Below are 13,148 nucleotides of genomic sequence, written 5' to 3'. Positions count from 1 at the left end.
ATGAAAAGGATTTTTTACTTCGTATTGTTATTGTCTGCCTGTTGTTTTTCGTTTACAAAAAAGCATACAGCACATTTTTTTAAAGCCAACCACGAGTATGTGCAATACACTGGGAGGGTAGATTTTTCTGATGCTGCTAAACCTAAATTTTGGGCCTCTGGCGCTTATGTGACCATTAAATTTAGTGGCACTTCTTTTTCGGCACAACTGAATGATCAGATGGTTTGGGACAAGGTACTGAACTACCTGGAAATAAAGATTGACAACCAACCTGCCTACCGAATTCAGTTGAAAGGAAAAGTGAACGATCTTTTGCTGGCCAAAGATTTACCAGCTGGAGAACATATCATTACCATTTGCAAAAACTCGGAAGCCGAAAATGGTTATATAGAATTTGTAGGTTTTACCTGCGATAAATTATTGCCACCACCACCTAAGCCTACACGTAAAATGGAATTTATTGGCGATTCTATTACTTGTGGGGCTGGTAGCGATGAAAGCGAGATTGCCTGCGGTAAAGGCGAGTGGCACGACCAACACAATGCTTGGTTTGCTTATGGCCCTACTACAGCACGGAGTTTGAATGCCCAATGGCACCTGTCGTCGGTTTCTGGTATTGGCCTAATGCACAGTTGTTGCGATAAAAAAGTAATCATGCCACAGGTTTTTGATCAGATCAGTTTGGCTAAAGATAATTTGCCTTGGGATTTTAATCGCTACCAACCAGATGTGGTAACCGTATGTTTAGGGCAGAATGATGGCATACAAGATTCTACTGCATTTTGTGCAGCGTATGTAAATTTTGCCAAATCTTTGCGTAGTTATTATCCTAAAGCGAAACTGGTTTTTTTAACTAGTCCAATGGCCAGTAAAGAATTAAAAGCAGCTTTAGTAAAATACATTACCGCTGTAAAAGCACATTTAAATAAAGCTGGCGACCAGAATGTCGGGATGTATGTTTTCTCTAAACAGGCTAATAAAGGTTGTGGTGGCCATCCCTCTTTGGCCGAGCATAAAGAAATAGCAACAGAATTGACCGCTTATCTTAAAAAAACAATGAAATGGTAATGCAGGCAATACATAAAAATACAAACCTGCGTTACAACACTTGAACTAATTTGCAATCCATTTAATAACCACATAAAAAATAGACCATACAATGAAGAAGTTATCCCTCATTTTACTTTTTTTAACTGCTTTTATTACCTTAAAAGCCCAAGACGCCCCATTTTATAATGAAATCAGAAATTTTAAAAAGCAAGACAGTATTCAATTTCCGCCAAAAAAGGCTATTCTGTTTGTAGGGAGCTCTACTTTTACCAATTGGAAAGATGTGCAGACCTATTTTCCGAACCATGTAATTATTAACCGTGGCTTTGGAGGTTCTTCTTTGCCTCATGTGATCAATTATGCACCAGATATTATTTTTCCTTATCATCCGAAACAGATTGTGATTTATTGTGGCGAAAATGACTTTACTGGTGGGGCAACTGCACAGGTGGTGGTTGACAGGGTAAAACAATTGATTGACTTGATTAGAACAAAATATCCAAAAGTACCTTTGGTTTATATTTCTATTAAGCCAAGTCCATCGAGAGAAAAATATATGCCACAAATGGTAGAAGCCAATAAAGTGATTGCCGAAATGACGAAAAAGTTGAAGAGGGTAACATTTGTAAATACTTACGATGCAATGTTCAATCCTGATGGCACCATTATGACGGATATCTTTTTAAAAGACAACCTGCACATGAATGCCAAGGGCTATGCCATTTGGCAAAAGATTATGGAGCCTTATTTGAAATAAGATAATGATTATAATGGTCGAGATTGCAAATCTCGACCAACTAGGAATGTTTGTTTTTTTGACCACATAGGTACATAGAAAACATAGGCTTTAATTGTTAGCGATGTGCCCTATGTTTCTATGTGGTTTGATTACTTGCTGTTGTTGGCGTCCACGCCAACGAGTGTATGATGAATAAGATCTTTTTAATTAGAAGATACTGTGGTTTATTTATTTTGCAAGTGTGCGGTGTTTTGGATTATAAATCCAAAGTATAAGGATCGGGATTATAAATCCCGACCAACAAGTGAGATTACAAATCCCGACCAGCAAGGGGTCGACCAACAATTTATATCCCAAATCTTAAACGCAGCGCTTCGCTATTGGAGCGGCTAGAGGTTACACGGCTTTCGTTAGGGTTGTTCAAGACAAAAATGAGTGCGCCATTAAAACCTTTTCTAATTTCTTTAATGTAATCGGTATTGATCATATCGCTGCGGTGCACCCTTAAAAATTCTTCTGGTAGCTTTTCTTCGAGTGTGGCAAGTGTATAATCTGTTAAATGTTTCTTGCCATCGCTGGTATGTAGAAATACATATTTATCTTCTGCTTGTACATGCACAATATCTTCAAGCTTGATCAAAAGAATTTTATCTCCCAGTTTTACGGTTAAGGTTTTGATTGCTTTTTTACCTTGAATTTGACGGATCAGTTCATTTATAGGTAACTGTGGAGTAGAAAGATTGGTTTGTTTGAGTTTTTTAATGGTTTTGTTCAGTCTTTCGGTTTCAATAGGTTTGAGTAGATAATCTATTGATCCTTCTTCAAAAGCCTTAATTGCATATTGATCGTAAGCTGTAGTAAAAACAACTTTTGGTTGATAGTTGAGTTTGGCCAACATTTCAAAACCATTTAAAACAGGCATTTCAATATCTAAAAAGATCAGGTCTGGTTGGTGAAGATGGATCAACTCCAAGCCTTCCAAACCGTTTTCGGCTTCTGCAATTATGTCCACCTCATCGTACTCCGTTAGCAAACGTTTAATCCGTTGGCGTGCCAATTGCTCATCATCAATAATTATGGTTTTCCACATGGTGATTAGATTAAAGGAATTGAAATTTTAATGTGCTTTGCAGGACTGTTGTTGAGCTGTAGATCATAATTGTCGCCGTACAATAATTTAAGTTTATCAAAAGTGCTTTGTAGGCCATAACCTGCAATTAATTCTTCAGGAAATGGAACTCCATTATCGTAGATAAAAATTTCTATCCGGGCTTCATTTAAGGCAATTACTACTTTCATTTCTCCATGCATCCGCATGTCTTTTAAACCATGCTTTAACGAGTTTTCTACCAATGGCTGCAATAAAAAGCGAGGAATGAGTTTGTCTTCCAGTTCGGTAGGGCTTTCGATCTGAAAATTGATCCGATTGCCAAAACGTACTTTTTCTATATCTAAATAAGTATTTAAGATTTCTATTTCTTCTTTAATGGAGCAATAGTTTTCTTGCATGGTGTTGATGCTGTACCTAAACAGTTTCGAAAGCTTTAAGGTCATTTCTTCGGCCTTGTTGGCATCTTCATGAATGAGGCTAACAATAGAATTTAAAGCGTTGTACAAAAAATGTGGATTGATTTTAGATTGTAGCGCTTGCAACTCTGCCTGTGTCTTTAGCTGCTCCAGTTTAACCAGATCCATTTCTCTAGCTTGTAAAATGGCTTCGGCATTGATTTTTTGCAGGTGATAAAATAAGATCAATGTACCTACAATGGTTACAATGGCCAAGGTAGATCCATAATACTCCCATCTAAAAAAATGGATATCATAACCAAAGATCAAGGAAACAAACAGATTGGCAGTTTCCATGCCTATTACCATGCCCACTAGGTTACAAGCATAGTACCCTAAAATAAATTTCCAAAAACTGGTATTTGTTGGAGTATAATAACATTGGTAAAAAGCAACAATATTGGCAATGCCTAGGGTAATCATCATGCTATAGATTACATTGATGGTGGCATCCTCCATAGAAATACTATCTCTATTAAAAATAGCTACAAATAGGCTCATTACCATACCAACAGCAATGCCAATTGTGCCATATTTAATATTGACATGAAGGAACCCCTTCTCTTTAATGGCTATTATTCTCTTTGTCATTTTGTAGGCATTAAGGTAGTTGCTTTTCACCAATTTTACCATTAAAATGCTACATTTTAATGGTAGGCCTGTACTAGTTGCTTTGTTGCAATAAAGTTTTGGCTCTGTTTTTACCCCAATTTGGTTCTAGACCAATGGCCTTAAAGTTTTCGAATTTTGCTACAGCAGTAGTTAAAACTGGTTTGGCTTTATCTTTACCACCACCAAACATTTCTGGGGTGTAAAATAGGTTCTGCCCTTTCATTAAATAGGCTCTTGGATTTTCGGGGTTTAAAGAAATTGCTTTTTCTGCAAAGGCAGTAGCCTTAGGTATCATGCTCATGGCTCTTGCTTGTGGGGCTACAGCCATTTTCATAAAAGTGATATAAGATTTTAGTGCATAAACCTCGCTATTGTTAGGGATCAAAGCATCGGCCTTTTCTACATATTGCATGGCCTTGTCGTAAATGGCATCTTTGGTTTCTGCATCTTGTTTGCCCAATAGTGCAGCACATAGGTTATTAAAAGCCACATAATATTGGGGCAGCCATTGTTTTGGTTCGGCAGTGGCAATACGTTCAAAATAGTTGCCCGCAGCGGTATAATCATCGGGGGTTTTTGCACTATCTATCATCACTAGCCCTTTTTGCATGGCTGTGGTAAATTTGTCTGCTTGCGCAAAACTTGTGAAAGAAATAAGAAATAAGATGGCAATGAATTGAATAGTTTTCATGTTGATTAAGATTTAGAGTTCATAATTTAATTAATGGTTAAAAGTATCGTCGCCTATGGTAACCAATAAGCCTAAGAAGATATTGCGTTTTGCAGCTGGCAAAATTGCCGTTCTGTTTTCGCCATTTGGCGAATAATTGTAGCCGTATACATTTTTAAAGCCAGGTAGGTTAGTGGCCGAAGCATACACCACCGCAAACTGTTTAAATACACGGGTAATGTAACTAACGTTAAGGCTCAGGTTATTGAAGTTTTTGGTTTTATCGGCTAAAAAGCCTGTATTGTTAGGGTTGTAATAGGTACGGCCAGAACTGAAAGAATAAGTTGTGCCAATTTCTGATTTAATGTAGGGGATATATTGTTTATACACAATGTTTAAAGTGTGCTTGGCGGCAAAAGGAGGGGTAGCTTGTACTGGATAGTTTCTGAAATCTCTTTTGGTATCTAAGAAAGAGTAAGAAATCCAATAATCGCCTGCTGGAATGGTTTTTTTATCTCTAAAAAACACATCAAAGCCACGGGCATAACCACTGCCGCCATTGTTCAGGTTTTGGTAATTGTATACCCCAAAAGAAGAAACATAACCCATAAAATCGTATTTGGTTAATTGGCTGTATTTTTTGTAATAAGTTTCTACCCTAAAGGTGATCTTGTCATTTAGGTATTGGTAGTTTAAAATATAATGGTCTGCTTTTTCTGGACTTAAGTTTTTGCTTTGTGTTAAATAGCTATCATCTGGGTTTTGATAAAAAGTGCCATAGGCCAAAGATAGCTGTCCGCGTTTGCCTGCTTTAAATGCCAACGAAGCTCTAGGCGCAATGTTCCAATTGTTAATGTAAGAAGTATGCTCAGACCTTAAGCCTATGCGGGCCACCACCGCATCGCCAAAATAAAATTCGCCCTCAGCAAAACCTGCCTGCAGGTTGTCGCCAAAACCACGAGACAAGTTGTTCCAGCCTTCTAACCTATTGCTATGGTAAGCCTCGCCACCCATTCTTAGCAACGACCTTTTGTTAAGGTAATGGCTTAAAGTAAAACGGCCTTGTAGCAAGTTGCTGTGTCTGTAATAATTGTTAATGCTCACGGTTCCATTTTCTTTAGCGTTGCTATAAGAAACACCACCCTGTATTTTCCAGGTGCTGCTTAAATAATCTAGATAGGTAGCATTGGCATAATAGGTGTTGTTGGTATTGGTTACATGTGTTGGGTTGGTATCGCTACCAGTTAATAAAGCTACTTGGGTATTGTTGTACTGCCCATATACTTTTAATATGCCGCTTTTGCTTGGTTTCCATTTGTATTGAAGCGAGCCTTGAATATCTACAGGTTCTTTCTGCCAGTTAACGTTCTGTTTAATTACGGCATAATTAGGTTTTAGGTTATAATAATTGCCACCGATGGCTAGCGAACTGTTTTTCATTTTTTGGGTATGGGCAGCACTTAGGCCTACACTCAATATGGAGAACTCTGTGGTTGTTTTTTCGGGCAGGTCTTTGCTTTCCATTAATAAAGCAGACGATAGCGCCTGACCATATTGGGTAGAGTAACCGCCAGAAGAGAAAGTAGTGCCCTTAAAGATGAATGGAGAAAAACGACTACGCGAATTCATATCGGGCAATTGACTACCAAAAGGATTTTTAACCAATAGCCCATCAAAATAGGTTTGTGTTTCTGCACCAGAACCACCCCTAACAAACAAACCGTTTTCGCCAAATGCCTGTGCAGTACCCGGTAAGGTTTGTAGTGCAGCCACAATATCTGCAACGGCTCCAGCAGTAGTGGCAATATCTAAAGAGCTTAGTACCGATCCTTTTTTACTGTCGCCGGTTTCTAAGGTACCTGCACTGATGGTAATTACATTGAGCTCATTAATTGCCTGTTTAAGCTGCAAGGCAAGTACAATCTCTTTGCCTTCTAAATTAATCCAAATACTATCTGTTTTAAATCCAACTGCTGTAAAACGAAGCAATTGTTTACCAGTTTCGCTGGTGGTAAATTTAAACCGACCAAGAGAATCGGTAGAGGTACCATCGTAGGTATTTACCAAAACTACATTTGCACCCGAAATGATCTCGCCATTGTAGTTTTTAATGGTGCCACTGATACGGGTTTGTGCATGGAGTGCAATGCCACTGATGAGGATTAAAAAAGTAAAAACTGCTTTCATGTTTATGCTGCTTTAGATTGATGGCTCAAAATTGCAGCGCAAAGGCTATGTTTTAAAGAGAATACCGACGAGTGGTGGCAAACGAAATACGAATGGTTGAACTTTAAGGATTAAAAAAGAGGCCATGAGTTATGCAATCGATTATATCAACGCTATAAATGGGTTATTGCTGTAATAGAGTAATTTCATTTTAGTTAAACATAACGATAACTTTTAATTGGTTTTAAATTAACAAGGTCTAAGCTGGTTAATTGCGCTGGTTGTAATTTCGGATTTAAGTTGTTGTAATGCAGTTGTTTGTGTATTTGTTTGGGGTATGGTTAACTGTAACAGTGATTATACAACATTAAGCTTTCTTTAACTAGTAGGTAATATTTGCTTTATGTGGCTAAGAGAACTTTGACCCCTGAAATCGTCCATGTAGGATGATGTGAAACAGAGTTCAAATATTAAAAAAACAACATGAAGAAATTATTTACTTATCTATTACTGTTGTTTTCTGCCCTGAGCGTACACGCACAGGTAACCACAGGAAGCATAACAGGAACCATTAGAGAAGGCAAAGAAACCTTGCCCGGAGTTAGCGTTAAGGCTACTCATACTCCATCTGGTACTACCTACACTACAAGTAGTAACCAAGATGGGCGTTTTACACTTCCGAACTTACGTCCGGGAGGTCCATATAAGATCCAATTTACCTATGTAGGTAGAGAGCCAAAAACAATAGAGAACATTAACATCGGTTTGGGCGATCCTTACTTGCTTAACTTAAGCATGGAAGCTGCAGGTACCCAGTTAAGCGAAATTGCGGTAAAAGGAACGGTTAAAAACTCTATGTTAAATGCTAGTCGTACGGGTACTTCTACCAACTTAACCAAAGCAGAGATTAATGCACTACCTACTTTAACGCGTAGTTTAAGCGATTTGATTAGACTTGCGCCTCAGGCCAATGGTTCTTCTATTGGTGGTGGTAACTCTCGCCAGAACAACGTAACTGTAGATGGAGCCGATTTTAACAATAACTTTGGTATTGGTAACAACTTGCCGGGTAATGGTAACCCAGTTTCTATTGATGCATTAGAAGCTATTTCGGTTAACGTTACACCTTATGATGTGAAACAATCTGGTTTTATCGGTGGATCGATCAATGCAGTAACCCGTTCGGGTAACAACGAGTTTTCGGGTTCTGCCTATACCTACTTTAGAAACCAAAACCAAATTGGTAAAAAAGTACAGAACTATCCAGAATTAGCCGATCCAACAGATCAGACTTATAAAACCTATGGCGCAAGAATTGGAGGCCCGATTATTAAAAACAAATTGTTCTTCTTTTTAAACGCAGAAAGAGAAGACCAAGTTAGACCAGGCCAAACTAGAGTTGCTGCAACTCCAGAAAACCCTTATGGCGCTACAGGAAGTGTCAATGTGGTACGTCCAAAAGCTTCAGAGTTAGACGAGATTAGAAACTACCTGATCTCTAAATACAATTACGATCCGGGTATTTACCAAGGTTATGGTTACAAATACGAGCGTACCAACCTTTTGGGCCGTTTAGACTGGAACATTAACAGCAAAAACCGTTTCAACATTCGTGGTAGTTATGTAAAAACTAAAAATCCTTCGCCAGTAAGTACCTCTAGAAGTCCGTTAGGTGCTTTCCCAGGTGGTGGTTCACGTACGGGTAATACAGCATTGCCATTTAAAAACTCTATCTATTATCAAGAAAGTAACCTTTACTCTATTACTGCTGAGTTAAACAGTACCATAGGTAAGGTGGCTAATACTTTAAGGTTATCTTATACCAACCAGAACGACCCTAGAAGTTCTGATAGTGATGTTTTCCCTTTGGTTGATATCTTAAAATCGGAAGTTAATGATAAAGGCGAAGTACAGCCTGCCACACCATTTACTACTTTTGGTTACGAGCCATTTACTTATGGCAACTTAAGAGATGTACAGGTTTATTCATTAAACGATTATGTTACTTGGTCTGCAGGTAAGCACAACTTTACCGCAGGTTTACAAGGAGAATACAATATTACCAAAAATGGTTTCCAACGTTTCGGAACCAGTTATTATACCTTTAACTCTTGGGATGATTTTAAAAACGGAGCAAAACCAATTGAATTTGCCCAAACGTATTCATTATCGCCTGGTTATGCCCAAGCTTTCCCAACGTTTAAATTTTTACAGTTCTCGGCATACGGACAGGATGAGATTTCTGTTAGCGATAGATTCCGTGTAACGGCTGGTGTTCGTTTTGATTTGGGTACTTATCCTAAAGTATTAAAAGAGCATCCATTGGTTTCGGCATTAACTTTCCAAAATGGCGAACATTTAAATACAGGTAACTTACCTAAATCAAGAGTGGCTATTTCACCTCGTATAGGTTTTAACTGGGATGTAAAAGGCGACCGCTCTTTACAAGTTAGAGGTGGTGCTGGTATCTTTACCGGAAAAATTCCGAACGTATGGATTGTAGCACAAGCCGGTGATGCTGGTATGTTGCAGATTACAGAAACCTATTCAGGCCAAAACAACACGCCTGGTCCATTTAACCCTAACATTGGTGCTTACCGCCCAGCATCTGTACCTGTTGCAGGTACGGTATTGCCAAACCCTATTACCGTAATGGATAGGAACTTGAAAATGCCTTCGGTATTGAAAGCCAGTTTAGCGGTAGACATTAAATTACCTTTAGGTATCGTAGCTTCGGTAGAAGGTATTTATAACAAAGATTTACGTACGGTATTGTTCCGCAATGCCAACTTGGTAGATCCTGTGCCTTTAAATGTTGCTGGTTATCCAGATAACAGAATGATCTATCCGAATGCGGCTACAGATAAATTCTTAAACCCAATTTATAATGGCCAAGCTGTACCAAGAGGAACGGTAATGCCAGGTGGCTCGAGTGTAAAACAGCCAGATGCATTTAACGTAATTGTATTGAGCAATGCCAACAAAGGGTATTATTACTCGGTAACAGGAAGCTTGAACAAACGTTTCGATAATGGTTTCGGCGCTTCGATCTCTTACATCAGAAGTGAAGCAAAAAGCTTGTACGAGGGTAGTGGAGACCAAACTTTATCTGCATGGCAGGGAACAAGTACGGTAGATGGAGCTAACAAACCAGTATTAGGTTATTCAGGTTTTGTTTCGCCAGATCGTATCATTGCCTCATTATATTACCGTAAAGAAATTATCAAACACTTGGGTACACAGATTACTTTGGTGTACGATGGTTCTAATGGTCGTAACTCATTTACTTATTCTACAGATATCAACAGAGATGGGGTAACTGGCGATTTGATCTACGTACCTAAAGACGCATCAGAAATTACCTTTGTGCCTTTAACAGTAGGTTCTGGTGCCGATGCGGTAACTTATACTGCTAAACAACAGAGCGATTACTTTTTCCGCTACATTGAGCAAGATAAATACCTGCGTGGCAGAAAAGGACAATATGCAGAAAGAAACGGTGCCATTACACCATTTAACGGCCAGTTCGATTTCAGGTTCCAACAAGACTTGTTTACCAATGTTGGTGGCAAACGTAACACCATCCAGTTTAGCTGGGATGTGTTGAACTTTGGTAACTTGTTAAACAAATACTGGGGTACACAAAGAGGTTCAGGTACTTCTTCAATTTTGGTGCCTACAAATGCAGCGGCATTGGTACCAGGTGGTACTACCAAACCAACTTTCAGAATTGCAACAGATCGTAACTTGCCAATTACACAAGGTTACAGAGACAGTGTAGGCTTTGGTTCTACCTATAGCATGCAGTTTGGTTTCCGTTACATCTTTAACTAATTTGAAATTTAAACCATTTAAAAGGGAAAGTTCGCTTTCCCTTTTTTATTCAACCCTATAAACGATGTTAAAAAAATTAATATTCCCAATTGGCGCCATTGCCATCTGTCTTTCGCTTATTTCTTGGGGCGTAGTGGGCCACCGTGCCATAGGCCAGATTGCTGAGAATCATTTAAGCAAAAAAGCAGGTGCTGCCGTAAAAGAGCTGTTAGGCTCTGAATCTTTGGCCATGGTAAGTACCTATCCAGACGAGATACGCTCTTACGAAAAATATGCCTACACTGCCCCTTGGCATTATGTAAACGTAGCGCATGGTTTAAGTTACGAGCAGTTTAGTGCCCAGTTAACGGGTATGGACAAACCGAATATTTACAAAGCCATTTTAAATTGTAGCAACGATTTAAAAGACCCTGCAAAGAGCAAGGCAGAAAAAGTATTTGCCCTAAAGTTTTTGGTGCACTTGGTAGGCGATCTTCATCAGCCGATGCATACTGGCCGTTCTGAAGACTCTGGCGGTAATGGCATTAAGGTAAAATTGATGCGCAAAGAAACCAATTTACATGGCCTTTGGGACAGCGGTTTGATTGATTATGCAGGCATGTCTTATACCGAGCTGGCCAAAAGCTGCGATGTAATTTCTAAAGATGAAGCCAAAGCATGGCAAAAAGACGAGGTAGCCAAATGGGCCTTCGAATCGTACGAGATTAGTCAGCAATTGTATGCCGAGGCTGCACAAAATGCAGAGTTCGATTACGATTATTATCCAAAACATGCAGATTTTATTAAAAAACGTTTGGCACAAGCGGGTATTCGCCTTGCAGGATTGTTGAACGAAATCTATAAATAAATCCATCTGGTTAAAAATATGCTGTTGCTAAATTAACGCTCTTCAATATTTAGCATGGTTTTATTACCGTAAAAAAAGATCAATGAAGAAAACAATTATCCAATATAGTTTCTTGCTTGTGCTCTTGGCCTTATCTAATTGGGCAGGGGCACAACAAACACCGGTTGATACAACGCAACGGGTAAACAAACAGAACAAAAACAGTGTTGCTCAACAGCAAAAGCCGTATGTAATTTTAATTTCTGCCGATGGTTTTAGGTACGATTATGCAGAGAAATACCAAGCCACACACTTGTTAGAGTTGAGTAAAAACGGCGTGCAGTCGGCCTCTATGATACCTAGTTATCCATCGGTTACTTTTCCGAACCATTATACCATTGCTACTGGTTTATACCCTGCGCACCACGGTTTGGTTAACAATACCTTTTACGATAAGGTGAAAAAAGAAAAGTACTCGATGAGTGCAAAAGACAAAGTTAGAGATGGCAGTTGGTACGGTGGTACGCCACTATGGGTACTGGCCGAGCAACAAAATATGTTGGCAGCCAATATGTTTTGGGTAGGCTCTGAAGCTGCGGTAAAAAATGTAAGGTCTACCTATTATTACGATTATAGCGAGCAGATTAAAGTAGACCAAAGGATACAGACTGTAAAGGAATGGTTAAGCCTACCAGAAGAGAGAAGGCCACATTTTATTACTTTTTATGTGTCTGAGCCAGACCATGCGGGGCACAGCTATGGCCCAGAGGCTAAAGAGACCGAGCGTGCCGTAAAAATGGTAGACTCGGTTATATTTAAACTTACAGAAGCTGTAAAAACAACTGGCCTACCGGTTAACTTCGTTTTTGTTTCAGACCATGGCATGACTAGCGTAGATAGAGAAAACCCTATTCCGATGCCTACGGCCATTGATTTAGAAAAGTTTATTGTTCCATCGTCTGGTACCATGGTTGACATTCAGGCCAAAGACAAAGCAGATATTTTGCCTTTGTACAACGAACTGAAAAAAACGGCCAAAGATTACGATGTGTACCTAAAGGCCGATGTGCCTGCAGAACTGCATTACAGTGCCAAAGACGACCGCATGGATAGAATTGGTGATATTATTTTGTTGCCACATTGGCCAAAGGTATTCTCTAACAGAAAACCTGGTGTAGGTTACCATGGTTTTGAACCTTTAAAGGTAAAAGACATGCATGCTACGTTTATGGCATGGGGCCCTGCTTTTAAAAAGAATACCAAAATTCCATCTTTCGAAAACGTAAATATTTACCCAATGATTGCACAAATATTGGGCTTAAAAATAACTGACGAGATTGATGGTAAAAAAGAGGTTTTACAAAACATCTTGAAATAAAAAGCTTCACCACTCCTTTTTGATTAATGCGCTAAAAGCCCCTTTATTGGGGCTTTTGGTATTTAAAACTAAGTGTTAGTTTTTAACATTAAGAAGTTAAGCCTTAACTGTTCTTAATGTCTTCATGTTTCAAATTGGTTGGCTAGAGATGCTTCGCTGCGCTCAGCATGACAAACGTTTACTAACTTCTAAGTTGTTCTTAGGTGTCTGAGATGGTAAAAAAATTAACCACCTAAGTAACCTGAGTTAACCTAAGTGTTGTTTTTAAACATTAAGAAGTTAAGAAAAACCTTAACTGTTTTGAATG

At 38.9% G+C, this 13,148-nt stretch carries 9 protein-coding genes; 5 read left to right on the top strand and 4 right to left on the bottom strand.

The window, feature by feature from the left end:
• On the top strand, positions 1-1,068 hold the full coding sequence (locus tag AQF98_RS14905) for an SGNH/GDSL hydrolase family protein (protein ID WP_055132755.1): 1,068 nt from the start codon (positions 1-3) through the stop codon (positions 1,066-1,068).
• 91 nt (positions 1,069-1,159) lie between these two features.
• Positions 1,160-1,807, top strand: a complete 648-nt coding sequence (locus AQF98_RS14900; protein WP_055132754.1) for a GDSL-type esterase/lipase family protein — start codon at positions 1,160-1,162, stop codon at positions 1,805-1,807.
• A 328-nt stretch (positions 1,808-2,135) separates the two neighbouring features.
• On the opposite strand, the gene AQF98_RS14895 is transcribed toward AQF98_RS14900, so the two are convergent.
• The 4 genes from AQF98_RS14895 to AQF98_RS14880 form a co-directional block, all read right to left on the bottom strand.
• A complete protein-coding gene (locus tag AQF98_RS14895) occupies positions 2,136-2,879 on the bottom strand; it encodes a LytTR family DNA-binding domain-containing protein (protein WP_055132753.1) in 744 nt (247 codons plus the stop codon).
• Between the two features lie 5 nt (positions 2,880-2,884).
• Entirely contained in the window at positions 2,885-3,946 is a 1,062-nt protein-coding gene (locus AQF98_RS14890; protein ID WP_161805875.1) for a sensor histidine kinase, read from the bottom strand.
• 73 nt (positions 3,947-4,019) lie between these two features.
• Positions 4,020-4,658, bottom strand: coding sequence for a hypothetical protein (locus AQF98_RS14885; protein ID WP_055132751.1), 639 nt, complete (start codon positions 4,656-4,658; stop codon positions 4,020-4,022).
• Positions 4,659-4,688: 30 nt separating this feature from the next.
• Positions 4,689-6,824 carry a TonB-dependent receptor gene (locus AQF98_RS14880; RefSeq protein ID WP_055132750.1) on the bottom strand — a complete coding sequence of 712 codons (2,136 nt, stop codon included), beginning with the start codon at positions 6,822-6,824 and terminating at the stop codon, positions 4,689-4,691.
• 462 nt (positions 6,825-7,286) lie between these two features.
• On the opposite strand from AQF98_RS14880, the gene AQF98_RS14875 reads away from it, so the two are divergent.
• From AQF98_RS14875 to AQF98_RS14865, 3 genes are all read left to right on the top strand, one after another.
• The gene (locus AQF98_RS14875; protein WP_055132749.1) at positions 7,287-10,637 is read left to right on the top strand and encodes a TonB-dependent receptor; all 3,351 of its coding nucleotides are present in this window, start codon (positions 7,287-7,289) and stop codon (positions 10,635-10,637) included.
• Positions 10,638-10,701: 64 nt separating this feature from the next.
• Positions 10,702-11,484, top strand: a complete 783-nt coding sequence (locus AQF98_RS14870) for a S1/P1 nuclease (RefSeq protein WP_055132748.1) — start codon at positions 10,702-10,704, stop codon at positions 11,482-11,484.
• 82 nt (positions 11,485-11,566) lie between these two features.
• Entirely contained in the window at positions 11,567-12,841 is a 1,275-nt protein-coding gene (locus tag AQF98_RS14865; protein WP_055132747.1) for an ectonucleotide pyrophosphatase/phosphodiesterase, read from the top strand.
• The last annotated feature ends 307 nt before the right edge of the window (positions 12,842-13,148 follow it).

The organism is Pedobacter sp. Hv1 (assembly GCF_001412215.1).
In the GTDB taxonomy this organism is placed as follows: Bacteria; Bacteroidota; Bacteroidia; order Sphingobacteriales; family Sphingobacteriaceae; genus Pedobacter.
The sequence above is the reverse complement of the archived record's forward strand: the minus strand, read 5'-3'. Positions and strand labels throughout refer to the sequence as shown.

Coding starts and splice junctions, on each gene's coding strand:
- AQF98_RS14865 (WP_055132747.1), top strand. CDS start 11,567: ATGAAGAAAACAATTATCCAATATAGTTTCTTGCTTGTGCTCTTGGCC.
- AQF98_RS14880 (WP_055132750.1), bottom strand. CDS start 6,824: ATGAAAGCAGTTTTTACTTTTTTAATCCTCATCAGTGGCATTGCACTC.
- AQF98_RS14900 (WP_055132754.1), top strand. CDS start 1,160: ATGAAGAAGTTATCCCTCATTTTACTTTTTTTAACTGCTTTTATTACC.
- AQF98_RS14875 (WP_055132749.1), top strand. CDS start 7,287: ATGAAGAAATTATTTACTTATCTATTACTGTTGTTTTCTGCCCTGAGC.
- AQF98_RS14905 (WP_055132755.1), top strand. CDS start 1: ATGAAAAGGATTTTTTACTTCGTATTGTTATTGTCTGCCTGTTGTTTT.
- AQF98_RS14870 (WP_055132748.1), top strand. CDS start 10,702: ATGTTAAAAAAATTAATATTCCCAATTGGCGCCATTGCCATCTGTCTT.
- AQF98_RS14885 (WP_055132751.1), bottom strand. CDS start 4,658: ATGAAAACTATTCAATTCATTGCCATCTTATTTCTTATTTCTTTCACA.
- AQF98_RS14895 (WP_055132753.1), bottom strand. CDS start 2,879: ATGTGGAAAACCATAATTATTGATGATGAGCAATTGGCACGCCAACGG.
- AQF98_RS14890 (WP_161805875.1), bottom strand. CDS start 3,946: ATGACAAAGAGAATAATAGCCATTAAAGAGAAGGGGTTCCTTCATGTC.